Raw genomic sequence first — 25,663 nt, forward strand, 5'->3', positions numbered from 1 at the left:
CACACTGCGAGGGCCTGAGCCCGGTGCAATACCGGGCCCAGGCCCTCGCTGCCTAGACTCTCAATTACCGAGTCCAACTTCCGGGGCCCACTTCAATTCATTCGGGGCGCCCTTCAGCCGTTCGAGGCCGGGTCAGCCGTAGATCATCCAGCCGATGCCGCCGGCGACGGCCATCAGCGCGGCGACGGCGAGCACCACGGCGAAGAACCGGGCGGTCTTCCACGTCGCGTAGACGCCGCCGATCAGGAAACCCGCGACGGCCAGCAGGATGATCGGCAGGTAGCTCTGCATCACCACTCCCCTCAACCCGGCCAGGGTACCGAGGGGCTAGCCGGTGAGGCCCGGCTGGCCGTTCTCGACGCGGCCGGTGGCGCGGCGCCGGAACGACTGGTCCTGCGCCACGGTCACCTCGACGTCGTACCAGCCCTGATCCGTCGGCCACGCGACGGATTCCGCGCCGCCGGCGGCGAGCCTGACCTCGCGCTGCTCGCCGGGCGCGTAGCCCAGGGCGCGCAGGCGCACCGTGACGGGCTCAGCGCCGCTGTTGCGCAGTTCCAGCGACAGGCCGCCGGAGCGGGCGTCGGGGTTCGTCCGCACGTCGAGGCCAGCGGCCTTGCCGTCGCGGGAGCCGCTCAGCTCGAACCAGAACCGGTTCGGCCCCTGCACCGCGAGCCGGTACTCCTCCTTCGCCGGCACGGTCACCACCTGCTCGCCACGAACGTCCACATGGGACGGTCCGGGCAGCTCGCCCGCGTACGCGTAGATCGCGAAGTGCGCCGATCCGGCGCCGGCGTTGCCCAGCCGCAGCGCCACCACTTCCCCGTTCACCGCAGCGGAAACCTGCGGCTGATACGGCAGGGTCCGCGCCGGGCGGCGGCCCTGCTCCTGCAGCGGGAGCGCCTGCTCCGCCGGCGGCTTGGGGTGCCAGCGCTTGATCGGCTCCGGCACCAGGCCAGGTTCGGCGGGCTTCGGCGGCTTCGCCGCGTTCTCGAAGTCGAACACCGAGGTCAGGTCGCCGCAGGCGGTGCGCCGCCAGGAGCTGATGTTCGGCTCCTGGACGCCGGTCCAGCGCTCCAGCAGGCGCAGCACCGACGTGTGGTCGAAGACCTCGGAGCTGACGAAGCCGCCGATCGTCCAGGGCGACACCACGGTCATCGGCACCCGCGGGCCGAGGCCGATCGGCCGGCTCTCGAAGTGGTCGTCGCCGTCGCCGGATTCGGGCTTCGGCGGCACCGGCGGCGGCACGTGGTCGAAGAAGCCGTCGTTCTCGTCGAAGTTGAGCAGCAGCGCGGTCTTCGGCCAGATCTTCGGATCGGCGATCGCGTCCAGCACCTCGTAGATCAGGTTGGCGCTGCCGACCGGCGTGGAGCTGCCCGGGTGCTCGGAGTCCACAGCGGACGGAACCAGCCAGACCACCTTCGGCAGCCGGTCCGCTTTGATGTCGGCGCGCAGCCGCTCGACGAGGGTGCCCGGCCTGCTGCGGTACATCGCGCGGTCGAACAGGCTGCGCTCGGCGTCGGTCAGCGCCTCGCGCCCCGCCTCCAGCTGCTTGAGCAGCCGCTGCTGCTCCTGGGCGGGCTTGTCGAACAGGGCGGTGTAGAACTCCTCGGTGGTGCGGAACTCGCCGTCCACCGCGGCGAGCATCTTGTGGCCGATCGCCTTGAACGTCTTGAAGTACTCGACGGAGTTGTCGGTGAAGTTGTCCCACTCCTGGTAGATCTGCCAGGGCACACCGGCCTTTTCGAGCCGCTCCGGGTACGTCGTCCACTCGTAGCCGGCGTGGTCGTAGTCGTAGGCGGCGTTGGTGACGGCGCGCTTGGTGGTGCCCGGCTCGTAGCCGGTGGTGCCGGAGAACAGGTAGTTGCGGTTCGGGTTGGTGGAGCCGAAGACCGAGCAGTGGTAGGCGTCGCAGATGGTGAAGGTGTCGGCGAGCTCGTACTGCAGCGGGATGTCCTGCCGCTCGTAGTAGGTCATGGTGGCGGAGGTCTTCGCGGCGACCCAGTCGTTGTTCCAGCCGCCCGCCCAGGCCTTGCCGCTGCCGCCCCAGCTGTGGTCGAGGTCGCCGAGGTACTGGATGTCCGAAACCGGCCGGCCCTCGCGCTCGGCGCCCTGCCTCAGCGAGAACGGCAGCACCTCACCGCCGACGGCGGGCTGCTGGAAAACGGATCGGCCGTCGGGCTGCTCCAGCGGCAACCGGTCGCCGTAGCCGCGAACCCCGCGCAGCGTTCCGTAGTAGTGGTCGAAGGAACGGTTCTCCTGCATGAGCACGATGACGTGCTCGATCGCATCCAGCCCGCCCGCGGGCACCTGCTTCGCCATGGCCCGGTGCAGCGAAGGCGGCAGCAGCGAAGCGGCGGCAACGCCACCGACAACCCCGGCGGCACCGGCCAACACCCGACGTCGAGAAACCTCAGTCACGAGCGGACATCGTCACCGAAGAAAGCCAAGCGGCGTAAGACCCGCAGTGACGCAACGGTGAACCACCGGCATCAGCCAAACGGCGCAACCGTAGGCATTCCTAACACCACGGACCGTGGCCGGGCCGGTGATCAGGCCAGGCCGAAGCGGGCACGTTCCTGGTCGGTGAGACGCCGCACGCCGCGCTCGATCGACAAGCGAAAGGCCCGCATGAGCTGTTGCAGATGCCCGAAACTCCGACACATCGGTGTTCGCGCTGCTAGCGTGTCCCGCCGTGAATCGAACGCGAAGGACGTTCACGACCAGTGTGTGCGCGGTAGGTCTTACCGCACCCCAGACAGCCGCTTGCCAGGACGCCCAGGGTTTAGGAGGTGTCTTTGTTGAACCCGGATTCGTGTTGGGATTACCGAACGCTGACCAAGGTCGGGGAGTGCAGCTCGCTGTTATCGATCACAAGGTCGGCGCGCTGCCACGGCGTGCATGCAGCGAAGTAAAGGCGCTGGCCCTGGACGTAGCGAGCAAGACTGGGATGCTCCGGGTCGGACACGCTGCCGTCCCGGGCGGCCATCCGTGCGACCGAAATATTGAAGGGCACCTGCAAGAAGATCGACAGGTCCCACGCGCCGAACAACTCATCGCGATGTAAGAACAGCCCGTCCACGACCAGAACCGCGCCGGGCCCGGCATGCCGATGTGGTGGGGACACGAGCAGATCAGTGGCGAGGTCGTGCGATGCGGGCTGGTAGCTACGCGAGCCCCCCGAGCCCAGTGGGTCCAGCACCCTGCGGCGAAGACTGGCGTAGTCGTAGCTGTCCAGCCAGAAACCCTCCGGCGAGTTGCGCCCGCGGCGATAGCGGACCGAGCGGACATGGTGGAATTCGTCGACGGAGATCCGGACGACCTCACGATCATCGGAACGAAGTCGTTGGGCCAACTCGTCAGCGAACACGGTCTTACCCGAACCATCGACGCCGTCGACCGCCACCTGAACGCAATCCGCACCAACCGACACGGGAACTCGGGAAGCCACCTCGTCGAGCAACCGTCGACGAGGAGCGCTCATAGGTATCGGAGTCACGGAGTCATCCTGACCGATCACCGTCACACGCCCAAGAACGGCTCCCCCAGCCGGTGACCCCTTCTTCGGCAAGGGCCGATAGATCGCGAAAGTAGCTCACAACGGCGCAACAGCACCCGCTGATCAGCGCAAACGACGCAAGAACGCCCGCCACACGGCGTGCGGAACAACAAGCTGCCCGTCCTCGGGAGCCTTCGAGTCGCGCACGGCGACAGCCTGGTCGGTTAATCGGACCTCGACACACGTGTTGCTCGCGGCGGCGCTGCGGGTGCTCTTGAACCAGCCGGTGTCATAGCTCATTGCCCAAGCTCCTTCAGCTTGTCGATCAGCAAGTTGCGGGTCTGTTCTACATCCAACGCAAGATCTTGCACTCGCTCGAAGGCACGGAACATGGGTCCAGTGTCCTCTTCTTGATCGTGATAGATCCCTGATCCATAGATCACCGAGACGAAGGCAATCTGCGGCGCTGCGCCCCCGAAGTCAAGAGTGATCAAGCCTCCGCCCAGCAACGGGTTGTTCCGCACGTTGTTCGGCAACACCTGAACCATGACGTTCGGACGCTCACCGAGTTGAAGCAGATGCAGGATTTGCCCACGCAACACGGAAATACTGCCAACAGGCTGGTCCACTGCCGCTTCAGCCAGAACGAAGGAGACGTCCTTCGGATCGCCGGCTTCCAGGACCCGGCGCTGCTGCTCCAAGCGAAACGCGACGCGCTTTCCTACCTCGTCCTCAGAGGACTCCCACCAGACGCCGTCACCCGATTCGATAACCGCACGAACATAGTCGGCCGACTGGGCCAAGCCAGGCACAACGCCAGCTTCGTAGAACCCGATCGACTTGGCGTCGGCTTGGAGGTCGGCCAGGCGCTCGAAGGCGAGCGGCAGCTGGTCGGTGTAGATGTGGCCGCGCTGGCGCTTCCTCGCTTGCACACCAAGGTCAAGGACCGTCTGTCGCTCAGTTGCGTTGACCTCGTAGAAGCCCAGAAGCGCGTTCAATTCCTCCGGACTGAAGGAGCCTTTGGCCGTTTCGACCTGGCTGATGCGGGCCGTGTTACGGCCGATCGCCTGGGCTGCCTGCTGCTGAGTTTTGCCCGCTCGGTCGCGGAAACGGCGGAGCATCAGACCAAGTTGGCGGCGTTCCACGGTTTGACGTCCGGCTGGCACACGCCCCTCCTAGTCAGACGATCACCCAACTCGGGCAATGCCAAAGCTCGCCAGCAATCCTTATCCTCATCGCAAGGCTATTGCATGAGCCTTGAAGTTTCCGTTCACTGAACCTTACCTAGTTCGGGGTTCGTACCCGGAGGGGAATCGGCTGTGTACCGAGGGCAAGGGATTGAGACCGCCACGCTGGTCGGGATCTCGGAGACCGTGGAGGTCACGCACGAGTACGACGAGGTCGTCGACGAGGTGAATCTGATCCCGCGGCAACGACGAGCTCGTGCTCAGCTGCACCCGCCGCGGCTTCGCCGCGCTCAGCGACGCAGTCGACGCCGTCAACCGGGATCTGGTTACCCGACCGGCTTGAGCGGTCGTGAGTGCGTAACCGGGCTCCAACCCGGTTGCGCACTCACGAACTCCTACAGGGCACCCTTCGTCGACGGGACCACGCCCGTGAAGCGGGGGTCGGGTTCTACCGCCGCGCGGAGGGCTCGGGCGATTGCCTTGTACTGGGCTTCCGCGATGTGGTGCGGGTCGCGGCCGTGGATCACCCTGGTGTGCAGGTTGATCTGGGCGTGGAACGCCAGCGACTCGAACACGTGGCGGTTCAGGACGAACGGGTAGTTCCCGCCGATCGTGAAGCTGTTGTACTGCTCCGGTTCGCCCGTCATCACGCAGTACGAGCGGCCCGAGACGTCCACCGCCGCGTGCGCGAGCGTTTCGTCCATCGGGATCCAGGCATCGCCGAAGCGGCGGATGCCCTTCTTGTCGCCGAGCGCCTGGCGCAGCGCCTGGCCGAGCACGATCGCGGTGTCCTCCACCGTGTGGTGCGCGTCGATGTGGACGTCGCCGGTCGACTTCACCTTGAGGTCGAAGGCCGCGTGGGTGCCCAGCGCCGTGAGCATGTGGTCGTAGAACGGCACCGTGGTGTCGATGTCGACCTGTCCCGTGCCGTCGAGGTCGAGTTCGACCAGCACCGAGGATTCCCTGGTGGTGCGTTCGACCCGGCCGATGCGGGTCCCGGGCTGGAATGTCACTTGCTGATCTCCTCGCTCACGACCTTGCTCGCCGCCAGGAAGGCATCGTTCTCCTCCGGCGTGCCGATGGTGACCCGCAGGTGGCCGGGGATGCCGACGTCGCGGATCAGCACGTCGGCGTCCAGGTAGCGCTGCCAGGCGCGGTGCGCGTCCGCGAACCGTCCGAAGAGGACGAAGTTGGCGTCGCTGGGCACCGGCGAGAAACCCTGCTCCCGCAACGCTTCCACGACTCGCTCGCGCTCGTCGATGAGCGCCTGCACCGAGCCGAGGGTGGCCTTGGCGTGCCGCAGGGCAGCCCGAGCGGCGGCCTGGGTGACCGCCGAGAGGTGGTACGGCAGGCGCACCAGCAGCAGGGCGTCGATCATCGCCGGGGCCGCCGCCAGGTAGCCGAGCCGGCCACCGGCGAACGCGAACGCCTTGCTCATGGTGCGGCTGACGATCACCTTCGCCGGGTACTGGCGGATCAGCTCGATCGCGCTGGGCCGGTCGGAGAACTCGGCGTAGGCCTCGTCCACCACGACCACGCCGGGCGCGGCGTCGAGGATGGCGCGCAGGTCGTCCTGCGACACCGACTGCCCGGTCGGGTTGTTCGGGCTGGTCACGAACACCACGCTGGGCTGCTTCTCGGCGACGATCCGGGCGGCCTGCGGGCCGTCCAGGCTGAAGTCGTCGCGTCGCGGCGCGGGCACCCAGTCGGTGCGGGTGCCCGCCGACAGGATCGGGTGCATCGAGTACGACGGTTCGAAGCCGAGCGCGGTGCGGCCCGGCCCGCCGAAGGCCTGCAGGATCTGCTGCAGGATCTCGTTGGAGCCGTTGGCCGCCCACACGTTCTCGGTCGCCAGCGCCACGCCGGTGGCCTTGGCCAGGTAGGCGGCGAGGTCGGCGCGCAGCGCCTTGGCGTCGCGGTCCGGGTAGCGGTGCAGCGCCGTGGCGGCCTCCTGCACCGCGGCGGTCACGTCGTCGACGAGTTCCTGCGGCGGCGGGTAGGGGTTTTCGTTGGTGTTGAGCCGAACCGAGACGTCCAGCTGCGGCGCGCCGTAGGGGCTGCGGCCGCGCAGATCGTCCCGCAACGGCAGGTCGGCCAGCGTCGTGTCGGCGCCGGGCACGTCACTCATGGGTTCTACCTTCGGTTGTTCCGGGCGCTCAGCGGGGAAAGCGGGCGGTGACCGCCTGACCGTGCGCGGGCAGGTCCTCGGCGTTGGCCAGCGCCACCACCTGGTCCGCGACGTCGCGAAGCGCCTGCTCGCTGTAGGAGATCACGTGGATGCCGCGCAGGAAGCTCTGCACGCTCAGGCCGGACGAGTGCCGCGCGCAGCCGCCGGTGGGTAGCACGTGGTTGGAGCCCGCGCAGTAGTCGCCCAGCGACACCGGCGCGTACGGGCCGACGAAGATCGCGCCCGCGTTGCGCACCCGCGCGGCCACCGCGTCGGCGTCCGCGGTCTGGATCTCCAGGTGCTCCGCGGCGTACGCGTCCACCACCCGGATCCCGTCCTCCACAGTGGACACCAGGATGCAGCCGGACTGCACGCCGGCCAGCGCGGTGCCGATCCGCTCGACGTGCTTGGTCTGCGCCACCTGGCGCTCCAGTTCGGCGTCGACCGCGTCGGCCAGCTCCTCCGACGTGGTCACCAGCACGCTCGCCGCGAGCGTGTCGTGCTCGGCCTGGCTGATCAGGTCGGCGGCCACGTGCACCGGGTCGGCGGTGGAGTCGGCGAGCACCGCGATCTCGGTCGGCCCGGCCTCCGAGTCGATGCCGATCAGGCTGCGCAGGTGCCGCTTCGCGGCGGTCACGTACACGTTGCCCGGCCCGGTCACCATGTCCACCGGCGTCAGCTCGCCGCCGTCGGTGTCCTGCCCGCCGTAGGCCAGCAGCGCCACCGCCTGCGCGCCGCCGACCGCCCAGACCTCCTCGACGCCGAGCAGCTGCGCGGCGGCCAGGATCGTCGGGTGCGGCAGGCCGCCGAACTCCGCCTGCGGCGGGCTGCACACCACCAGCGACTCCACCCCGGCGGCCTGCGCCGGGACGACGTTCATCACCACGCTGGACGGGTAGACCGCCAGCCCGCCCGGCGCGTACAGGCCGACACGGGCGACCGGCACCCAGCGCTCGGTGACCGTGCCGCCGGGCACGACCTGCGTCGTGGTGTCGGTGCGCCGCTGGTCGTCGTGCACCCTGCGGGCGCGGGCGATCGACTCCTCCAGCGCCGCGCGCACCGCCGGGTCGAGCTCGTCGAGGGCGCGCCGCAGCTCGTCGGCCGCCACCCTCACCCGTTCCGGTCGGACTGCGTCGAACTTCTCGGTGAATTCCAGGACGGCCGCCACCCCACGGTCGCGGACCGCATCGATCACCGGCCGAACCCGATGCAGCACGTGCTCGACGTCCATCTCGGCGCGCGGCAGCGTCGCGCGCAGCTCGACGGTGGACGGAACGCGACCGCGCAGGTCGGTACGGGTGAGCATGTGCGTCCTTCCAATACCCGGGGGCTACACCGACCAGGGTAATCGCCGCCGGGCCCCGCCGTCCCCGAACCCGGTCGCAGGTCACCCGGGACGCGCGCGGAATTGGGAAAACGTCAACGGCAGGCCATTGTTCGCCAGTGGCTTGCCAACATCGGGCCGCTCCTAGAACCTGCCAACATCACCACCAGTGATCGATCGGAGACCCGATGTTCAGCTCACGGCGCAAGGCAGTGACCGTGGCGGCAGCCGCGTGCCTGGTCCTGCTGGCCCCGATCCAGGCCAGCGTGTCCGCAGAGCCGACCGGGGCGACCGCCGCCCAGGACTTGGCCACCTACACCGTTCCCAACACCGACAGCAAGACCCGAACCGAGATCAACCGCACCGGCGCCCAGGTCATCGCGGTGTCCGGCGCGGTGGCCACCGTGGAGGCCACACCGGCTCAGGCCGAGCAGCTGCGGGCCAGCGGTTTCGTGCTCAACGACGAGACCAAGGTCGCCGACGCGCTCAAGCGGATCAACCCGGCGCAGGCGCAGCAGGTGCCCGGCGACTTCCCGCCCGGGTACGAGGGCTACCACAACCTCGACGAGATGAACGCAGAGCTCGACACCGTGGTCAAGGACCACCCGGACATCGCGTCGAAGTCCAGCATCGGCAAGTCCTTCGAGGGCCGCGACATCCCGGTGCTGAAGATCAGCGACAACGTCGGCCAGGACGAGGACGAGCCGGAGGTGCTGTTCAACTGCAACCAGCACGCCCGCGAGCACCTCACCACCGAGATGTGCCTGCGCATCGCCAACCGGTTCACCGACGGCTACGCCGGTGACCAGGCCGTGAAGGACACCGTCGACAACCGGGAGATCTGGATCATCCCGGTGGTCAACCCGGACGGCTCGTCCTACGACGTGGAATCCGGCCAGTTCCAGGGCTGGCGCAAGAACCGGCAGGACGCCGGCACCGACCTCAACCGCAACTGGGGTTACAAGTGGGGCTGCTGCGGCGGCTCCGACGACGACCCGAACGGCGAGACCTACCGCGGCACGGCCGAGTGGTCGGCGCCGGAGACCGCGGCGATGCGCGACTTCATCGACTCGCGGGTGGTCGGCGGCGTGCAGCAGATCAAGGCCGCCATCGACTGGCACACCTACTCCGAGCTCGTGCTGTGGCCCTTCGGGCACACCTCCGACGACGTCACCGAGGACATGACGCAGGAGGAGTACGACCGGTTCGCGCGGGTCGGCGGCGAGATGGCCCAGACCAACGGCTACACCCCGCAGCAGTCCAGCGACCTCTACACCACCGACGGCGACAGCCTGGACTGGATGTGGGGCCAGCACAAGATCCTGGCCTACACGTTCGAGATGTACCCGGCCAACGGCGGCGGCATCGACGGGTTCTACCCGCCCGCCGACGTCATCGAGAAGGAGACCACCCGCAACGACGCTGCGGTGGACATCCTGCTCCGAGAGGCCGGCGCCTGATCCAGTGAGAGGGGGAACGGGCCCGGGGAGCCACGGCACCCCGGGCCCTTCCATTTCGCAAAGCCCGTTTCCAGGCTCTTTCTGCGTAGCGGTGCGGGTACGGCCCCCCCTGCGCGAGTTACTGCGGTCTTCTCGCGGTGGGATCCCCGACACACGTATGACCAATACGACGCGTCGGGGCTGTCCTCGCTGGAAGAACCCGGAGGAGTGGGCACCGTGAACCCGCGGCGGTGCCGGGTGCGTAGGTGGGCTAAGCGGCTGCGCCGGTTCAAAAAGATCAAACCAACTTCAGAACCAGCCTCTACCGCACCGACGGTCCCGGCGAACGGGCAGCGGCGATAATGGCGGCATGGCCGCAGAACCCGCCACCGTCGTGGCCGAGCACCGCTTCATCCGGCACGGCTCGTGGTTCGTCTGCCCGCTGCTGGGCGCGCTGCTCATCTGGCTGCTGCGGATCGCCGCCGGCTGGGTCGCCGGGTTGCCGTGGGCGCCGTTCCAGGGCGTTTTCGAGCTCGCCGCGTCGGTGCCCGATCCGTGGGGCACCGTCGGCGCCGTCGTCATCGGCGCGATCATCGGGCTCGGTTTCGCCGGGCTGATGGCGCAGGAGCGGTTGACCGTCACCGTCGAGCCGGAGCGGGTGACGCTGGCCGTCGGCAGCTCGACGCAGCACATCGCGCGCGACGAGATCGGCTCCGTGTTCCTCGACCGCAAGCACCTGGTGGTGTTGGACGAATCCGGCGCCGAGCAGGCCCGGCAACCGTCCGATTTGGACTGGATGAAACTGCGCCGGGCGTTCGTCGAGCACCGCTACCCGTGGCGGGAGAAGGACCCGTTCGCCGGCCACTACAACCTGTGGGTCGAGGACACCCCGGAGCTGTCGCTGCGGATCAATGCGCTGATGGCGAACCGCGACCGCGCGCTGCGCAAGCGCGACGGCAAGGAAGCGGCGCTGCTGCGCACCGAGCTCGCCAAGCACGGAATCCTGGTGCGCGACGAGAAGAAGCGCCAGTACTGGCGGGCCGCCGGCTGAGCTCGTGAGCGGCTAGTCCGGTAAGAACCGGAACTCTCACTCACGAGCCTGTTGAAGGGCTCGCGACCGTCGCGGGTGGAACAATCGGACGATGGACGGTGTTGTCTGGAACCTCGCGCTGGTGCTGCTGTTCGTGCTGTTCGGCGGCTACTTCGCGGCGGCCGAGATAGCGCTGGTGTCGCTGCGCGAGAGCCAGGTGCGCAAGCTCGCCGAACGCGACCGGCGCGGCGTCCGGGTTGCCAAGCTGCGCGCCGACTCCAACCGGTTCCTCTCCGCGGTGCAGATCGGCGTCACCTTCGCCGGGTTCTTCGCCTCCAGCTACGGCGGCGCGACGATCGCGGTGCGCCTGGAACCGGTGCTGGCCGGTTGGGGCCTGCCGATCGGCCTGGCCGCGTCGGTGGCCCTGGTACTGGTGACGCTGTTCGTCTCGTACCTGTCGCTGGTGCTCGGTGAGCTCGCCCCCAAGCGGCTGGCGCTGCAGAAGTCCGAGGGCGTCGCGATGTTCACCGCCGGCGTGCTGGACCACCTCGCGACGCTGTTCCGGCCGCTGATCTGGTTCCTGTCGAAGTCCACCAACGCGGTGGTCCGGCTGATGGGCATCGATCCGCGCGCCGACGCGGACAAGGTCAGCGAGGAAGAACTGCGCGACATGGTGCGCACCAACGAGCAGCTGACCATCGAGGAGCGGCGGCTGCTCAGCGACGCGTTCCGGGCCACCGACCGGGTGCTCGGCGAGGTGATGGTGCCGCGCACCGAGGTCGACTTCCTGGACCGCACCATGCCGCTGCCGGAGGCGATCGCCGAGGTGGCAGGCAAACCACACTCCCGGTACCCGGTCATCCGGGACACCGCCGACGACGTCGTCGGGTTCATCCACGTTCGGGACCTGCTCGCCACGACGCACGGCGGCCACGAGGCGAGCACGGTCGGCGACCTGACCCGACCGGTGACCGCGCTGCCGGCCAGCAAGCCGGTGCTGGCCGCGCTGTCTCAGATGCGGCGGCGCGGCGGGCACCTGGCCGTGGTGGTCGACGAGTATGGCGGGACCGCGGGCATCGTCACCGTCGAGGACCTGGTGGAGGAGGTCGTCGGGGAGATCTGGGACGAGTACGACCCCAGCGCCGTGACGGTGCGGCCAAAGGGCGACGGCAGCTTCGAGACCGACGGCCTGCTGCACCGCGCCGATTTCGAGCAGCAGACCGGGATCGCGCTGCCCGACGGCCCCTACGACACGGTGGCGGGGTTCGTGGTCAGCCGGCTCGGCCGCGTCCCGGTGGAGGGCGATTCCGTGGCGACCCTGGGCCACCGCTTCACGGTCCGCGAGATGGACGGCCACCGCGTCTCCCGGCTGCTCGTCACCAAGCTCCCCGAGGAGCAGTGAACCGGCGGCTCGAAGCGAACGGACCGTTCACCTCGTCCGGCGAGGTGAACGGTCCGTTCGCTTCGGGTCCAGCTCAGGACAGCAGCAAGAAGAGGGATCCCACCACGATCCCGATGAGCACCACGATCGCCGCGGTGATCATGAGCGCCCGCATTTTCGGACGGTCGTCGCGGACCTCGGTCTGGGCCCGTTCCCGCCACTGCATGAAGGTAGTGCCTTCGCCCTCGCTCAACGTCGACTCCTAGGGTCCGTCGTCACTTGCCGAGCGGTCCCCCGCGACCGCGTTCGCCCCACCATGTCATATCGCCTCGCCGCCGAGGCGAACCACGTGCACCGCCCAATGCCGCAGCAGGTCCTCGTCGTGGCTGATCGCGAGCACCCCGGCGCCGTGCTCCTCGACGCGCCGGTTCACGACCCGCACCAGCGCCGCCGTGGTGGACGCGTCCAGCATCGCGGTCATCTCGTCGCAGATCAGGTAGCGCGGCCGCAACGCCAACGCCCGCGCCAGGCAGGCCCGCTGCAGCTGGCCGTCGCTCACCTCGTGCGGCCGCCGCGACAGCAGCTCAGCGGTCAGCCCCACCTCGTCGGCCAGCTCGCCGACGTCGCCGTCGGTTCCGGTGGCGCGCAGCGGTTCGGCGATGATCTCGCGCAGCGTGAAGCGCGGATCCACGGCCGGCCGCGGATGCTGGAACACGATGCCGATCGCGGTGCGCTGCGCCCGCGGGGTCGCGTGCCGGAAGCCGGTGACCGGTTCGCCGTCGAGCACCACCCGCCCGGACCACGGTTCGTGCAGCAGCCCGAGAACCCTGGCCAGGGTGGACTTCCCGCACCCGCTCGGCCCGGCCAGCCCGACCACCGCGCCGGCCGGGACGTCCAGGTCGACGCCGTCGAGCACCGGTTCGCCGCGCCGGTAGCCGGCGACCAGGCCGGTCGCGCTCAGCACGGCGGATGCGCGGCGACCCACCGGTCGCCGAGTTCGAGCAGTTCCGGATCTCCCGTGCAGGGCCCGAATCCGGGCACGTCCGGACAGCGTTGGCAGAACACGCAACCCCATTCCTGTTCGAGGCGGGCCAGTTCGGTGAGGGCCGGCGGGTGGCCGGGGATCGGCCGGAAGCCGCCGTCGGGCAGCGCGCCGAGCAGCCCCGCGGTGTACGGGTGCCAGGGTTCGGCGAGCACCTGCTCCGCGGGCCCCGCCTCGACGATCCGGCTGGCGTACATCACCGCGACGTCGGTGGCCACCCGGCGGGCCGCCGCCAGGTCGTGGGTGATCAGCAGCACGGCGCGGTCTTCCGCGGCGGCCTCGGCGAGCAGGTCCACGGTGCGGTGCACCAGCGGCCGGTCCAGCCCGGTGGTCGGCTCGTCGGCGAGGATGATCCGCGGGTTGCCGGCCAGCGCCAGCGCCACCGCGACCCGCTGCGCCATCCCGCCGGAGAGCTCGTGCGGATACCGGTCCAGGTCGGCGGGATGCAGCCCGACCCGTTCGGCGAGCTCGTCCGGCCCGGCCGCGCCGTCCAGCGCCCGGATCGCCTCGACGAGCTGGCTGCGCGCGGTCCGTACCGGGGTCAGGTGGGTGCTCGCGGACTGCGGCACCAGGCCGACCTGCCGGCCGCGGACCTGCCCGGCCAGCACCGGTTCCGGCGCGGACAGCAGCTCGACGCCGCCGGCGAGCACGGCCTCGCCGCGCACCTGCGCATTGCCGGGCAGCAGCCCCAGCAGCGCGGAGGCCAGCACCGACTTGCCGCAGCCGGACTCCCCGACCAGCGCGAGCACCCGGCCCGGGCGCAGCCGCAGCGTCGCGTCGGTCACCGCCCGCACTTCTGCCTTGCGGCCCAGCAGGAACCGCACCGAAAGCCGGTCCAGTTCGAGCAGCGGTTCGCTCACAGCGCCAACTCCGATCGCCGTCGCGGCACGACCCGGTCGCGCCAGGTCGCGGCCAGCCCGGACACCGCCAGCGTCGTCAGCACCAGCAGCACCGACGGGAACAGCACGATCCACCACGCGCCCAGCAGCACCGCTTCGCGGCCGTCGCCGAGGATGTTGCCGATGCTGGCCAGGTGCGGCGGCAGGCCGAGGCCGAGGAAGCTCAGCGCGGTTTCGTGCCACACCGCGTGCGGCACGAGCAGCACCGCCGACAGCGCGGCCTGCGGCACGATCGCGGGCAGCAGGTGCCGCCGCAGGATCCGCCACCGCGACGAGCCGCCCGCGATCGCCGCGTCGATGTGCGGCCGCTGCCGCAGCGACAGCACCTCCGAGCGCACGATGCGCGCCACCGTCGTCCAGTGCGTGAGGGCGATGGACAGGATCACCGCCAGCAGGCTGCCCCGGTACAGCGCGACGATCACGATGCCCAGCAGCAGGTGCGGCACCGAGTTGACGGTGTCGACCAGGCGCATCAGCAGCCGGTCCGGCCAGCCGCCGACGCCGCCCGCGACCGCGCCCACCAGCGAACCGAGCACGGTGGACACCACCGCGCTGATTCCGGCCACCAGCAAGGAGATCCGCAGTCCGGCCAGCGACTGCACGAACAGGTCCCGGCCGCCGGAGTCGGTGCCGAACGGGTGCGCAGGGCTCGGCGCGAGCCGGATCGAGTCGTAGCGCACCGATTCGCTGCCGAACATCGCTGGCACCGCGATCGCGGCCAGCACCAGCAGCGCGAGGCCGCCCAGCGACACCCACAGCCGGGCCTTGGGCCGGGCGCGGGACATCCCGGTGCGCCCGCGCCCCACGGCCCGCCACGGACCATCCGATGTGGACGGACGAGCGGCGCTTCGCACGGATTCATCAGCCATCGACGGCCACCCTCGGGTCGAGCACGATTGCGGCGACGTCGGCGAGCAGCGAGCCCAGCAGCACCGCCGCCGTGGCCACAAGCGTCAGGATCGCCAGCAGCGGATAGTCGACGGCGGTCGCGGCGGTGACGACCGCCGCGGCCAGGCCCGGCCAGGAAAAGACCTCCTCGACCAGCACCGCCCCGGTGACCAGCTCCGGTACCCGCGCGCCGATCAGCGTGACGAACGGCAGCAGCGCGGTCGGCAGCGCATGCCGCAGCACGACGACGCGTTCCGCGAGGCCACGCGCCCGCGCCCCGGTCACGTGGTCCTCCGAAAGTGACGTCAGCATCGACTGCCGGACGTGCAGCACCAGCCACGGCGACTGCGAAACGCCCAGCACCAGCGCGGGCAGCGCCAGGTGCTTCACGACCTGCCCGAACGACACCGCTTCGCCCGCGTCGGTCAGGCCCGCCACCGGCAGCCAGCCGAGGCCGAGCGAGAACACCGCGATCGACAGCAGCGCCAGCACGAACGGCGGCACGCCTTCGAGCGCGTGGCCGATGGCGGTGACGAACCGGTCGATCCAGCCGCCCTGCCGCCACGCCGCCACGGTGCCCAGCACCAGCGCGATCACCACGGCCAGCGCGAGCCCGGTCGCGGCCAGCAGGATCGTCCACGGCAGCCGTTCCGCGACGACCTGCGCGACCGGCTGCCGGAACGACCGCGACACGCCGAGATCGCCGCCGAACACGCCGGTGGCCCATTGCCAGAACTGCACCAGCACGGGCTCGTCGAGCCCCAGCCGCGCCCGCACCTGGGCGATGTCGGCGGCGGACGCGCCGTAGATCTCCACGCCGTAGTACTGGTGGATCGGGTCGAACGGGGATGCCGCGGCGAGCAGGAACACCCCGAACGCCACGATCACCAGCACCGGCACGGCGAACCCGATCCGCCGCAGCACCAGGCGGCCGATCGCGCGGCTCATGCCTGCGGCTTCCAGGCCTCGATGTTCCACCACGGGCCCCAGGTGGTCCCGTGCACGTGCGGCTCGACGGGCGGCTGGTAGCCGGACCACTTGCCGTCGCGCATCACGTAGCTGTGGTCGATGAACGCCAGGTACACCAGGCCCGGGTCGGCGACGTAGGCGCGCTGCGCCTGCTTGTAGAACTCCGCCCGCTTGGCCCGGTCGAGCTCCTGCCGGCCGCCGTCGAGCGCGGCGTCCACCTCGGCGTTGCGGTACTGACCCGGGTTGTTGTACGTGCCGGTGCCGATGACCGAGGAGTGCAGGCTGGCGTAGGCCTGCGGGTCGGGATCCATCGGGTTCCCGCCACCGAGCACGATCCCGTCGGTGGCCAGCCGCGCGGCCACCGCCGAGCGGTCCACCCCGGCCAGCTCGACCTGGATGCCGATCGCCTTGGCGTCCGAGGCGAACGCGCGGGCCAGATCCTTGCGGAGGCTGTCGTCGGCGAAGTACATCACGGTGAACTCGGCGCGGACGCCGCCCCGCTCCCGGATGCCGTCGCCGCCGACGCGCCAGCCGGCGTCGTCGAGCAGCTTCGCGGCGCGCTGCGGGTCGAAGTCGAACCGGGCGGCGGGCTCGTAGTTCGCGCCCATCGACTCCGGGATCGGGGCGTAGGCGGGCTTCCCGTGCCCGCCCAGCAGGGCCTGGATCATGCCCTCGCGGTTGACGGCGAGGTTCAGCGCGAGCCGGACGGCGCGATCACCGGCGACCGGGTGCGTGTTGGGCAGCGCGATGCTGCGGTAGTCGGCGGTGCTGTGGTGCACCGTCCGGTAGCCGTTGCGGCCGACGCTCTCGGCCAGCACCGGCGGCAGCACGGTGCCGTCGAACTCGCCGGAGGCCAGGCGCTGGGCGCGGGTGTTGTCGTCCTTGGCGAAGACGACGGTGACCTTGCCGATCGCGGGCGCACCGCCCCAGTAGTCGGCGTTGGCCTCCCAGGTCATCTGGTCGCCCTGGCGCCACTCGACGAGCTTGTAGGGGCCGGTGCCGACCGGCTTGGTGTTCAGCGGCGAGCTCTCCTGCGACTTCGGCTCGGCGAGCTGCTCGTTCGGCACGATGCCGAGCACCAGCTTCGACGGCCAGGCGGCGTAGGGGATCTTCAGGTCGAACTGCACGGTGTGCGGGTCGAGCGCGCGGACGCCGGCGAGCATGTCGAAGTCCGACGAGACCGTGGAAGCGTAGGCCGGGTCGATCGCGGCCCGGTAGGTGGCGACGACGTCGTCGGCGTCCAAGGGCGTGCCGTCGTGGAAGCGGACGCCGTCGCGGAGCTTGACTGTCCAGGTCTTGGCGTCCGGCGTGGATTGCGGCGCCTCGCTGGCCAGCGCGGGACGCAGCGCGGCCTTTCCGTCGAAGGCCAGCAGGCCGTCGTAGAACTTCGCGGCGCCTTCCACCCCGTAGCCGAGCAGCGGGTTCAGGCTCTCCGGCTCGAAGCCGTCGGCGAGCAGCATCGAACCGGGATCGCCGGTGCCCGGCGCGGAGGGCGCGGCGCAACCGGCCCCGAGCAGGCTCAGGGCGACCGGAACAGCGACGAATAAGGCGCGACGATTCAGCACCCCTGAACAATAGGTGCTATTGCAAGTACTTCTCAATAACCTGAGATCTTGCTCGCCAGGACGCCCCGGCGGCGCGGGCCAGATCCGTGAGCGTTTCGGGGTGCTATGGCGCCCCAACGCGCTCACGGTACCTGACCTGCGGAAATCGCCCGCTCACTCCACGGGTTCGGGCATCCGGCCGACCCGGTACTCGCAGGCGATGACGTCGCCGGTCTTCGGGTCGCCGAGCTCGACCCGCCAGGAGTCGGCGAACTGGTCGACCGCGGCGTCCATCGGGATGGTGCCAGACAGCAGCACGGTGCCCGGCTTCAGCAGGCCGCGTTCGCGCAGGTCGTCGAGCCAGAACTGGGGCGTGAGCAGCTCCGCCAGGGTGCCCTTCTGGATCACCGCGCCGTCCGCCCACGCGGTCAGCGTCAGCTCGTCGAGCCGGTCGGCGACGTCGACCAGCCGCCAGGCCTTGCGGCCCAGCACGTCCGGCCCGGCCTGCTTGCTCCACGCGACGCCGTGCACCTCCAGCGCCCGGTCGGTGTGGTCGCAGGCCACCGTCAGCAGCACGTCCCGCTCCTCGGGCCCGGCGACGACCAGCGCCCACTCCGCCTCCCCGGAGGTGCGCCCGTGCTGCGCGGGCACCTCGTCGGCCTGCATCGCCAGGTAGGGCGCGACCGGGTAGAGGCACGGCGTCTTGGTCGGCGCGGGCACACCGAGTTCGGCCAGCTCGGCGACGTGCGCCGCGACGTCCTCCTGGCTGCGCCCGGCGTAGCCGCCGTTGAGCAGGGCCGTCACCGACACCTCGACGACCTCGCCGTTGACATCGAAACTCAGTGGAAACAAGATGTCCTCCAACGTCCGCATACTGGTTGTATACATTTGGTGTATCACAGTACCCCGATGGTCGGCACCCACGAACCCGCCAACCCCGGAAGCCCCGGCAGGAGAAGGACCCGATGACCCAAGTGCTATCCACGCCGGCCAAGCCGGCCCGCAAGGACCTGATCAAGGCCTTCGTCGCGAGCCTCAGCGGCACCTCCCTGGAGTGGTACGACTTCGCCGCGTACTCGGTGGCGTCGGCGCTGGTGTTCGGCCAGCTGTTCTTCCCCAGCCACGACCCGCTGTCCGGCACGCTGCTGGCGTTCTCCACCTACGCCGTCGGCTACGTCTCCCGGCCGCTGGGCGGCTTCGTGTTCGGCCGGCTCGGCGATGTGCTGGGGCGCAAGCAAGTGCTGGTCATCACCCTGCTCATCACCGGCATCTCCACCGTCCTCATCGGACTGCTGCCGACGCACAGCCAGGTCGGCGCGCTCGGCGCCGTGCTGCTGGTGGTGCTGCGCTTCGCGCAGGGCGTGGGCATCGGCGGCGAATGGGGCGGCGCGGTCCTGCTCTCCAGCGAGTTCGGCAGCGACAAGCACCGCGGCTTCTGGGCGTCGGCCGCCCAGATCGGCCCTCCCGCGGGCAACCTGCTGGCCAACGGCGTCCTGGCAGCGCTCGCGGCGCTGCTCACCCAGGAGCAGTTCATGTCCTGGGGCTGGCGCGTCGCGTTCCTGCTCTCCGCCGTGCTGGTGCTGTTCGGCCTGTGGATCCGGGTGAAGCTGGAGGAGACCCCGGTCTTCAAGGAGCTGCAGGAGAAGGGCGAGCAGGCCGGGGCGCCGGTACGGGACGTCTTCACCCACGAACCCCGCGCGCTGGTGTCGGCGATCCTCTCGCGCGTCGGCCCGGACGTGCTCTACGCGCTGTTCACCGTGTTCGTGCTCACCTACGCCACCCAGCAGCTGAACATGCCGAAGAGCTGGGCGGTCACCGGAGTCATGCTCGGCTCGACGCTGCAGCTCGTGCTGATGCCGCTGGCCGGCGCGCTGTCGGACCGGGTGGGGCGGCGGAAGGTCTACACGGTGGGCGCGATCGGCGCCGGCGTGTGGCCGTTCGTGTTCTTCCCGATGGTCGGCGGGGGCTCGGCGCCGCTGCTGATCTTCGGCGTGATCGTCGGCCTGGTCTGGCACGCGCTCATGTACGGGCCGCAGGCGGCGTTCGTGTCCGAGCAGTTCAGCCCGGCGCTGCGCGCCACCGGATCGTCCCTGGCGTACACGCTGGCCGGCGTCATCGGCGGCGCACTGGCCCCGCTGCTGTTCACCTACCTGTTCGCGTCGTTCGGCACCTGGTTCGCCCCGGCCTGCTACCTCGCGGTGACCTGCGTGGTCACCCTGATCGGCCTGTCCCTCGGCCGCCGGAACGCGCAGTGAACGTCTCGTCAGCCCGCCAGGACGACCTGCTGCGTCGCCATCAGGTGCCCGGTGATCGCCGCCGTCGCGGCCTCCGCGTCGCCTGCGGCGAGCGCCGCGAGGATCGCCTCGTGCTCCGCGAGCACCGCCTTGCGCCGCCCGCTGACGCTGAACAGCGCCACGATGCCCGCGCGGATCTGGCGGGCTCGCAACGCGTCGTAGGTCTTGCTGAGCATGTCGTTGCCGACCGCGCACACCAGCGCGGCGTGGAACCCGTGGTCGCGGTCGATGAACGCGCGCGCCTGGTCGTCGCCACCGAGCTCGCGCTGGGCCTCCAGCTCGGCGCGCATCTGCTCCAGCGGCACCGCGTCCAGCTCGATGGCGCGGCGGGCCGCGTAGCACTCGATCATCGTGCGGATCTCGAACAGCTCGCGGATCTCCCGGCCGCCGACCGGCGCGATGTAGGCGCCGCGCTTGGGCACCAGCTGCACCAGCTCCTCGGCGGCGAGCAGCAGCAGGGCCTCGCGGATCGGCGTGCGGGACACCCCGATCTCGTCGGCGAGCGCCTGTTCGTTGACGAACTGCCCCTGCATCGACGGGTCGCTGAGGACCGTGTCCTTGAGATGGTCGTAAGCCAGTTCGCGTCCCGACGGCAACGAAGACCCCCTGCGTGAAATTCAGCCGTGTGCATATCGCTGGTATACAAACATCGTAACGGGTTAGCGTTAGAGGGTGCTCTTCGTCTTTGAAGCGGCGCCAGCCGCTTAGCCCACCTACGCAGCTCGCACCGCCGCGGGTTCTCAGACGTGTCTGGCGAGGACAGCCCCGAAGCCGCGTATTTGGACATGCACAAATCGGGGATCCCACAGTCCAGACGGCGGCCGTAACTCCCGCGGGGGCCGCCACCCGCACCGCAAAGCAGAACGAGTTCGGAAACAGTCCCTGAAGGATGGTTGTGGTTATGCGGATTGCTCTGTGCCAGATCGTTTCCAGCCCGGATCCCAAGGCGAACCTGGAGCTGGTGGCCGACTACGTGCGGCGGGCCGCCGACGCGGGCGCCGACGTCGCGGTGTTCCCTGAGGCCACGATGGCCTGCTTCGGGATCAAGCTCGGGCCGCTGGCCGAGCCGCTCGACGGGCCGTGGGCCACCGAGGTTCGGCGGCTGGCCGAGGAGGCGGGAATCGCCGTCGTGGCGGGCATGTTCACGCCCACCGAGGACGGCAGGGTGACCAACACGCTGCTGATCACCGGCCGCGGCCTGGACACCTCCTATGACAAGATCCACCTCTTCGACGCCTTCGGCTTCGCCGAGTCGGACACCGTCGCGCCGGGCGAGCAGCCCGTGGTGGTGGACCTCGACGGCACCAAGATCGGCTTCACGACCTGCTACGACGTGCGCTTCCCCGGCCTGTTCGCGAAGCTGGCCGACCAGGGCGCGTCGGTGATCGTCACCTCGGCGTCCTGGGGTTCCGGCGAGGGCAAGCGCGAGCAGTGGGAACTGCTGGTGCGCGCCCGCGCGCTGGACTCCACGTCGTGGGTGGTGGCCTGCGGCCAGGCCGACCCGCGCAGCATCGGCCGGGAGCCGAGCGGCAAGGCCCCGACCGGCATCGGCTACAGCCTCGCGGCGACCCCGCTGGGCCAGGTGCACGCGCAGCTCGCCGACGCCCCCGAGGTCCTGGTCGTCGACATCGACCCGACCGCGGTCGAGCAGGCCCGCCAAGCCATCCCGGTCCTCGCCAACCGCCGCTTCTGACGCCGACCGGTGGCCGGGCTGTGCGCCCGGCCACTTTTTTGTCCACCTGATACCCCCATGGGTATGTTGGACACCGAGAGGTGAGAGACATGCAGATGAAACCCGAAATGCTGGGCGACGCCCTGGTCCGCCTGCGGCGCGCGCAGGGCCAGCTGGCCAGCGTCATCGAGTCGATCGAGGAAGGCGACGACTGCGCAGCGGTGCTGACCCAGTTGGCCGCCGTTTCCCGTGCCCTGGACCGCGCCGGCTTCAAAATCGTGGCCACCGGCATGCGGTACTGCCAGAGCGCCCGGGACAGCGGGGACGAGCCTCCGATGACCGAGCAAGAACTCGAACGGCTCTTCCTCGCCCTCGCCTGACGCCTGGCGCGACATGCCGAGCGCACAGGTATGCCCTACACATACCCCCATGGGTATCGGAGGTGAACCGATTTGACGACGGCGCCCCAGTTCGCCGGGCTCCGCGTCGAGGTCGTCGAGACCTCGTCGCTGGGCGACCGCAGCTACCTGGCAACCGACGGGTGGCACGCGGTGGTGATCGACCCCCAGCGCGACGTGGACCGCATCATCGCCCTCGCCGGTCGGCTGGACGTGCGGATCGCGCTCGTCCTGGAAACCCACGTGCACAACGACTACGTCTCCGGCGGCTTGGAGCTCGCCCGCCTGACAGGAGCCGAGTACGGCATCGCCGCGGCCGACGACGCGCCGTTCACCCACCGCCCGCTGCACGACGGCGACGTGCTCGAAGTCGGCGACGACCTCCGGGTGCGCGTCGTGGCCACGCCCGGGCACACCTTCCACCACCTCTCGTACGTGCTGGAGAGCGACAACGCGCCGGTCGGCGTGTTCACCGGCGGATCGCTGCTCTACGGCACGACCGGGCGCACCGATCTGCTCGGCGACCAGCACAGCGAGGAACTCGCCCGGCACCAGCACAGGTCGGTCCGGAAGCTGGCCGACCTGCTGCCCGAGGGCGCCCGGATCTGGCCGACGCACGGGTTCGGCAGCTTCTGCTCGGCGACCCAGGCCAGCGGCGACTCGTCGACGATCGGCGAGCAGCATTCGGCCAACCCGGCGTTGTCGTTGGCCGAGCAGGACTTCGTCGACACCACCCTGGCCGGTTTGGACGCCTACCCGGCCTACTACGCGCACATGGGGGCGCGCAACATCGCCGGCCCCGAGCCGCTGGACCTGCGCGCGCCGGCCAAGGCAACGCCCGCCGACCTCGCCGAACGCTTGCGGCGCGGGGAGTGGGTCATCGACCTGCGGTCCCGCAAGGCCTACGTCGACACGCACCTGGCGGGCACGGTCAGCCTCGGCCTGGACGGGCCGATGGCCACCTGGCTGGGCTGGATGATCGACTGGGGCGCGCCGATCACGCTGGTCGGCGAGTCGAGCGAGCAGGTCGCCGACGCGCAGCGGGAGCTCGCCCGCATCGGGATCGACGAGTTCGCCGCCGCGGCCACCGGGCAGCCCGCGGAGCTGGCGGTCGAGGAGTCCCAGCTCGTGAGCACCCCGACCGCCACCTTCGCCGAACTGGCCGCCGCGCTGGCCGGCGCTCCCGGCGAGTTACCGGGCGCCGATGTCGTGCTGGACGTCCGGACCAACAACGAATGGCGCGCTTCGCACATCGAAGGCGCCGTGCACATCCCGCTCTACGAGCTGGCGGACCGGCTGTCGGAGATTCCGGCCGGATCGGTGTGGGTGCACTGCGGCAGCGGGTACCGGGCGACCGCCGCGGCCTCGCTGCTGGAATCCGCCGGACGCACCGCCGTCGTCATCGACGACGCGTTCGCCACCGCGTGCTCGGCCGGGGTCTCCCTGGTCACCGCGGCGTGACAACACCTTTCAGCAGAAGGAGGACCATGACCCGCCCCTTACCATCCACTGTGGACGTTCACGGCGCCCGCGAGCTGCTCGAGGAGGAGCCCCGGACCCGGCTGATCGACGTGCGCACGCCCGGCGAGTTCGCCGCCGCGCACATTCCCGGCTCCCGCAACGTGCCGCTCGACCTGCTGCGGGAGCGCCGGTCCGAGCTGGCCGCCGAGCACGCCGACCCCGTGGTGCTGGTGTGCGGTTCCGGCGTACGCGCCGAGGACGCCCGCAATGTGCTCACTGCCGCCGGGCTGCGCAGGCTCAGCGTCCTCGAAGGCGGCATCACCGCATGGGAGCAGCGGGACGCCCCGGTCGTGCGCAGCACCGGCAAGTGGGCCATGGAACGCCAGGTGCGACTGGTCGCCGGATCTCTGGTGCTCACCGGCGTCCTGGGCAGCGTCTTCGCCCCGAGGATGAAGTGGCTGGCCGGATTCATCGGCGGTGGGCTCACGTTCTCCGCGCTGAGCAACACCTGCGCGATGGCTCGGGTGCTCTCGCTGGTGCCGTACAACCGGACTCCCGCGGAGGACGCGCCGACGCTGCTCGCGGCGCTGACCGCAGCCGACGCACCAGCCCGCTGAAGCGATGCTGCTGGCGGCGGTTTTCGGCGTCGTGATCGGCCTTTCGGTCGGACTGCTCGGCGCCGGCGGTTCCATCTTGGCCGTACCGGCACTGGTCTACGGCGCCGGGCAGCCGGTGAGCACGGCGATACCGACCGCGCTGGCGGTGGTGGCCGCCTCGTCCATCGGCGGCTTGTCGTCCCGGGCCCGGCTGCGTGCGGCGCAATGGCCGGTGGCGCTGGTGTTCGGCGCCGCCGGCCTGCCCGGCACCTTCGGCGGGACGGCGCTCGGCCGGATGCTCCCGCAGCAGTGGCTGCTGCTGGGCTTCGCGGTGCTGATGGTCGTCGTGGCCGTGCGCATGTTCACCGGCAACGACGAGCGCACTGGCGCGTGCCGGATGCCGGATGGCGGCATCGACCATCGCCGCTGCCTGCCGAGGTCGGCCGCGGCCGGAGCCGGTGTCGGCGCGCTCACCGGGCTGTTCGGCGTCGGTGGCGGTTTCGTCGTGGTCCCGGCGCTGTCCGTGCTGCTCGGCCTTACCGCACCGCAAGCCGTGGCCACTTCCCTGGTGGTGGTGCTGATCAACTCGACCAGCGGGCTGTTCGCGCACATCGGCACCGCCGGCGGACTCGACGTGGGGGTGCTGGTCGCTTTCGCGGGTACCGCGATGCTCGTGTCGGTGGCCGCGGCCAGGTTGGCGGCTCGGTTGCCGACGCGCACCGTCCGCCGGGCGTTCGCCTGGGTGGTGCTCGCCGTCGCTGCGGGCGTGGCCGCCTCGTCGATCCTCGGCCTGTCCGCGGTGGGTTAGCAGCAGCGCACGGACTAGTGATCTTCACGGTTCGAACGGGCGAGCTTCCGGCGGAAGGCGAGGGCGGCGAGCACCGCGGCGACGAGAAGGACCGCGGTGGTGAGCAGGCTTCCTTCGATGCCGAATCCGCCGCCGGTGAGCAGGGGCGCGCTGCCCGGCGATCCGCCGATCTCCAGCACGGTCGTCTGGATGTCCATTCCGGACACTTCGATGCCGTACACGTTGCCCTGCCACCAGTTCCACACCGCGTGGAACGCGCACACGCCCCACAGCCCGCCCTCCGCCAGCGCCCAGAACGCCAGCACCACGGCGATCAGCAGGATGTTGACCAGCGCGATCACGTCGACGTTGGTGTTGACGCCGTGCAGCGCCGCGAACACCACCGTCTGGAAGGCGATCGCGGCGATCAGGCCCCACTTCCGGTAGGTGACCTGCATCAGGTAGCCGCGGGTGAGGATCTCCTCGGTGCTGGCCTGCACGGCGAACCCGATCAGCGCCACGAGCGCGCCGCCGATCTGCGCGGCGCGCACCGAGCCGATCTCGAACTGCCCGCTGACGACGTTGATGGCGACCGGCACGGACAGCAGCACCACCGCCACGACGGCCCCCAGCGCCAGGTGCGCGCCGATGCGCGACGCGGGGAAGAACCCGACGGAGCCGAAGGGCCGACGCTCCTTGACCCGGATCCACAACGCCAGCAGGCCGGAGGCCCCGGCGAAGCTGAGCATCAGCGCCAGCTGAGTGGTCAGCCCCAGCTCACCACCGACCAGAGCGTTCATCGGCAACCCGAACGCCGCGACCAGCACCACCCCGGCGACGGCCTGCCCGACGAGCAGGCAGAACAGCACGACGAGCAACCCGAGCACCGGCCCGGTAGGCCGCCGGGCCTGGTAGATCCCGCCCAGCAGCGGAGAAGGCAGAACCCGCTCGGGCTGCACAGTGCTCACCAGTACCCCACCCCGATCAACTGAGCCATGACGAAATCATGCCCGACATCCACAAGCTCGAACACGGTCGGTAGCATTCGATCACTCCACGTGAATTAGTCGTCGTGCAAGATGCCCGGCG

Annotated in this window: 26 protein-coding genes; 9 read left to right on the plus strand and 17 right to left on the minus strand. The window is 70.1% G+C overall.

Annotated elements, in window-relative coordinates; translation table 11 throughout:
* Nucleotides 1-132 precede the first annotated feature (132 nt).
* From AB0I53_RS20760 to hisD, 8 genes are all read right to left on the minus strand, one after another.
* Complete coding sequence (locus AB0I53_RS20760) at nt 133-306, minus strand: hypothetical protein (protein WP_358605435.1); 174 nt, start codon at nt 304-306, stop codon at nt 133-135.
* 21 nt (nt 307-327) lie between these two features.
* A complete protein-coding gene (locus AB0I53_RS20765) occupies nt 328-2,418 on the minus strand; it encodes a phosphocholine-specific phospholipase C (protein ID WP_358605155.1) in 2,091 nt (696 codons plus the stop codon).
* Between the two features lie 403 nt (nt 2,419-2,821).
* Complete coding sequence (locus tag AB0I53_RS20770; RefSeq protein WP_358605158.1) at nt 2,822-3,460, minus strand: uridine kinase; 639 nt, start codon at nt 3,458-3,460, stop codon at nt 2,822-2,824.
* Between the two features lie 159 nt (nt 3,461-3,619).
* On the minus strand, nt 3,620-3,796 hold the full coding sequence (locus AB0I53_RS20775) for a DUF397 domain-containing protein (protein ID WP_358605161.1): 177 nt from the start codon (nt 3,794-3,796) through the stop codon (nt 3,620-3,622).
* A complete protein-coding gene (locus tag AB0I53_RS20780) occupies nt 3,793-4,662 on the minus strand; it encodes a helix-turn-helix transcriptional regulator (RefSeq protein WP_358605164.1) in 870 nt (289 codons plus the stop codon). Before AB0I53_RS20780 ends, AB0I53_RS20775 begins: the two co-directional genes overlap by 4 nt.
* Before the next feature lie 416 nt (nt 4,663-5,078).
* Complete coding sequence (gene hisB / locus AB0I53_RS20785) at nt 5,079-5,696, minus strand: imidazoleglycerol-phosphate dehydratase HisB (RefSeq protein WP_358605167.1); 618 nt, start codon at nt 5,694-5,696, stop codon at nt 5,079-5,081.
* Nucleotides 5,693-6,811, minus strand: a complete 1,119-nt coding sequence (locus AB0I53_RS20790) for a histidinol-phosphate transaminase (protein WP_358605170.1) — start codon at nt 6,809-6,811, stop codon at nt 5,693-5,695. The genes hisB and AB0I53_RS20790 overlap by 4 nt, the downstream gene beginning before the upstream one ends.
* A gap of 28 nt (nt 6,812-6,839) precedes the next feature.
* Nucleotides 6,840-8,156 carry a histidinol dehydrogenase gene (gene hisD, locus AB0I53_RS20795; protein ID WP_358605172.1) on the minus strand — a complete coding sequence of 439 codons (1,317 nt, stop codon included), beginning with the start codon at nt 8,154-8,156 and terminating at the stop codon, nt 6,840-6,842.
* A gap of 206 nt (nt 8,157-8,362) precedes the next feature.
* Between hisD and AB0I53_RS20800 the strand changes: the two genes are divergently transcribed.
* The 3 genes from AB0I53_RS20800 to AB0I53_RS20810 all read left to right on the plus strand — a co-directional run bounded on the left by AB0I53_RS20800 (nt 8,363) and on the right by AB0I53_RS20810 (nt 12,045).
* Nucleotides 8,363-9,634 (plus strand): M14 family metallopeptidase, encoded by a 1,272-nt coding sequence (locus AB0I53_RS20800; protein WP_358605175.1) that lies wholly within the window; start codon nt 8,363-8,365, stop codon nt 9,632-9,634.
* Nucleotides 9,635-9,983: 349 nt separating this feature from the next.
* Complete coding sequence (locus tag AB0I53_RS20805; RefSeq protein ID WP_358605178.1) at nt 9,984-10,664, plus strand: hypothetical protein; 681 nt, start codon at nt 9,984-9,986, stop codon at nt 10,662-10,664.
* A gap of 91 nt (nt 10,665-10,755) precedes the next feature.
* Nucleotides 10,756-12,045 (plus strand): hemolysin family protein, encoded by a 1,290-nt coding sequence (locus AB0I53_RS20810; protein WP_358605181.1) that lies wholly within the window; start codon nt 10,756-10,758, stop codon nt 12,043-12,045.
* 73 nt (nt 12,046-12,118) lie between these two features.
* On the opposite strand, the gene AB0I53_RS20815 is transcribed toward AB0I53_RS20810, so the two are convergent.
* From AB0I53_RS20815 to AB0I53_RS20845, 7 genes are all read right to left on the minus strand, one after another.
* A complete protein-coding gene (locus AB0I53_RS20815; RefSeq protein WP_358605184.1) occupies nt 12,119-12,277 on the minus strand; it encodes a hypothetical protein in 159 nt (52 codons plus the stop codon).
* Nucleotides 12,278-12,343: 66 nt separating this feature from the next.
* Complete coding sequence (locus AB0I53_RS20820; protein ID WP_358605187.1) at nt 12,344-12,988, minus strand: ATP-binding cassette domain-containing protein; 645 nt, start codon at nt 12,986-12,988, stop codon at nt 12,344-12,346.
* Nucleotides 12,982-13,926, minus strand: a complete 945-nt coding sequence (locus AB0I53_RS20825; RefSeq protein ID WP_358605190.1) for an ABC transporter ATP-binding protein — start codon at nt 13,924-13,926, stop codon at nt 12,982-12,984. Before AB0I53_RS20825 ends, AB0I53_RS20820 begins: the two co-directional genes overlap by 7 nt.
* Nucleotides 13,923-14,834 (minus strand): ABC transporter permease, encoded by a 912-nt coding sequence (locus tag AB0I53_RS20830; RefSeq protein WP_358605193.1) that lies wholly within the window; start codon nt 14,832-14,834, stop codon nt 13,923-13,925. Before AB0I53_RS20830 ends, AB0I53_RS20825 begins: the two co-directional genes overlap by 4 nt.
* Nucleotides 14,827-15,801 (minus strand): ABC transporter permease, encoded by a 975-nt coding sequence (locus AB0I53_RS20835; RefSeq protein ID WP_358605196.1) that lies wholly within the window; start codon nt 15,799-15,801, stop codon nt 14,827-14,829. The genes AB0I53_RS20830 and AB0I53_RS20835 overlap by 8 nt, the downstream gene beginning before the upstream one ends.
* Complete coding sequence (locus AB0I53_RS20840; protein ID WP_358605199.1) at nt 15,798-17,387, minus strand: ABC transporter substrate-binding protein; 1,590 nt, start codon at nt 17,385-17,387, stop codon at nt 15,798-15,800. The genes AB0I53_RS20835 and AB0I53_RS20840 overlap by 4 nt, the downstream gene beginning before the upstream one ends.
* 153 nt (nt 17,388-17,540) lie before the next feature.
* Nucleotides 17,541-18,218 (minus strand): DUF2848 domain-containing protein, encoded by a 678-nt coding sequence (locus AB0I53_RS20845; protein WP_358605202.1) that lies wholly within the window; start codon nt 18,216-18,218, stop codon nt 17,541-17,543.
* A gap of 113 nt (nt 18,219-18,331) precedes the next feature.
* On the opposite strand from AB0I53_RS20845, the gene AB0I53_RS20850 reads away from it, so the two are divergent.
* Nucleotides 18,332-19,621 (plus strand): MFS transporter, encoded by a 1,290-nt coding sequence (locus tag AB0I53_RS20850; protein WP_358605205.1) that lies wholly within the window; start codon nt 18,332-18,334, stop codon nt 19,619-19,621.
* 8 nt (nt 19,622-19,629) lie between these two features.
* On the opposite strand, the gene AB0I53_RS20855 is transcribed toward AB0I53_RS20850, so the two are convergent.
* Nucleotides 19,630-20,256: a GntR family transcriptional regulator gene (locus AB0I53_RS20855; RefSeq protein WP_358605208.1), complete on the minus strand. Its 627-nt coding sequence runs from the start codon at nt 20,254-20,256 to the stop codon at nt 19,630-19,632.
* Nucleotides 20,257-20,561: 305 nt separating this feature from the next.
* Here AB0I53_RS20855 and AB0I53_RS20860 point away from each other — a divergent pair, with 305 nt between their 5' ends.
* The 5 genes from AB0I53_RS20860 (at nt 20,562) to AB0I53_RS20880 (ending at nt 24,595) form a co-directional block, all read left to right on the plus strand.
* The gene (locus tag AB0I53_RS20860) at nt 20,562-21,353 is read left to right on the plus strand and encodes a carbon-nitrogen hydrolase family protein (RefSeq protein ID WP_358605211.1); all 792 of its coding nucleotides are present in this window, start codon (nt 20,562-20,564) and stop codon (nt 21,351-21,353) included.
* 89 nt (nt 21,354-21,442) lie between these two features.
* Nucleotides 21,443-21,712, plus strand: coding sequence for a metal-sensitive transcriptional regulator (locus AB0I53_RS20865; RefSeq protein ID WP_358605214.1), 270 nt, complete (start codon nt 21,443-21,445; stop codon nt 21,710-21,712).
* 72 nt (nt 21,713-21,784) lie between these two features.
* On the plus strand, nt 21,785-23,191 hold the full coding sequence (locus AB0I53_RS20870) for an MBL fold metallo-hydrolase (protein ID WP_358605216.1): 1,407 nt from the start codon (nt 21,785-21,787) through the stop codon (nt 23,189-23,191).
* Nucleotides 23,192-23,217: 26 nt separating this feature from the next.
* On the plus strand, nt 23,218-23,808 hold the full coding sequence (locus AB0I53_RS20875) for a rhodanese-like domain-containing protein (protein ID WP_358605219.1): 591 nt from the start codon (nt 23,218-23,220) through the stop codon (nt 23,806-23,808).
* 4 nt (nt 23,809-23,812) lie between these two features.
* The gene (locus tag AB0I53_RS20880) at nt 23,813-24,595 is read left to right on the plus strand and encodes a sulfite exporter TauE/SafE family protein (RefSeq protein WP_358605222.1); all 783 of its coding nucleotides are present in this window, start codon (nt 23,813-23,815) and stop codon (nt 24,593-24,595) included.
* Nucleotides 24,596-24,609: 14 nt separating this feature from the next.
* Here AB0I53_RS20880 and AB0I53_RS20885 read toward each other — a convergent pair whose 3' ends face one another.
* A complete protein-coding gene (locus AB0I53_RS20885; RefSeq protein WP_358605225.1) occupies nt 24,610-25,542 on the minus strand; it encodes a CPBP family intramembrane glutamic endopeptidase in 933 nt (310 codons plus the stop codon).
* Nucleotides 25,543-25,663: the final 121 nt, after the last annotated feature.

It is taken from the genome of Saccharopolyspora sp. NPDC050389, assembly GCF_040655595.1.
Taxonomy (GTDB): domain Bacteria; phylum Actinomycetota; class Actinomycetes; order Mycobacteriales; family Pseudonocardiaceae; genus Saccharopolyspora.

Excerpts from the sequence above, each read along its gene's own strand:
- AB0I53_RS20880 (WP_358605222.1), top strand. The coding sequence starts at position 23,813 with ATGCTGCTGGCGGCGGTTTTCGGCGTCGTGATCGGCCTTTCGGTCGGA.
- AB0I53_RS20790 (WP_358605170.1), bottom strand. The coding sequence starts at position 6,811 with ATGAGTGACGTGCCCGGCGCCGACACGACGCTGGCCGACCTGCCGTTG.
- AB0I53_RS20810 (WP_358605181.1), top strand. The coding sequence starts at position 10,756 with ATGGACGGTGTTGTCTGGAACCTCGCGCTGGTGCTGCTGTTCGTGCTG.
- AB0I53_RS20830 (WP_358605193.1), bottom strand. The coding sequence starts at position 14,834 with ATGGCTGATGAATCCGTGCGAAGCGCCGCTCGTCCGTCCACATCGGAT.
- AB0I53_RS20775 (WP_358605161.1), bottom strand. The coding sequence starts at position 3,796 with ATGAGCTATGACACCGGCTGGTTCAAGAGCACCCGCAGCGCCGCCGCG.
- AB0I53_RS20875 (WP_358605219.1), top strand. The coding sequence starts at position 23,218 with ATGACCCGCCCCTTACCATCCACTGTGGACGTTCACGGCGCCCGCGAG.
- AB0I53_RS20860 (WP_358605211.1), top strand. The coding sequence starts at position 20,562 with ATGCGGATTGCTCTGTGCCAGATCGTTTCCAGCCCGGATCCCAAGGCG.
- hisD (WP_358605172.1), bottom strand. The coding sequence starts at position 8,156 with ATGCTCACCCGTACCGACCTGCGCGGTCGCGTTCCGTCCACCGTCGAG.
- AB0I53_RS20835 (WP_358605196.1), bottom strand. The coding sequence starts at position 15,801 with ATGAGCCGCGCGATCGGCCGCCTGGTGCTGCGGCGGATCGGGTTCGCC.
- AB0I53_RS20865 (WP_358605214.1), top strand. The coding sequence starts at position 21,443 with ATGCAGATGAAACCCGAAATGCTGGGCGACGCCCTGGTCCGCCTGCGG.
- AB0I53_RS20850 (WP_358605205.1), top strand. The coding sequence starts at position 18,332 with ATGACCCAAGTGCTATCCACGCCGGCCAAGCCGGCCCGCAAGGACCTG.
- AB0I53_RS20805 (WP_358605178.1), top strand. The coding sequence starts at position 9,984 with ATGGCCGCAGAACCCGCCACCGTCGTGGCCGAGCACCGCTTCATCCGG.
- AB0I53_RS20800 (WP_358605175.1), top strand. The coding sequence starts at position 8,363 with ATGTTCAGCTCACGGCGCAAGGCAGTGACCGTGGCGGCAGCCGCGTGC.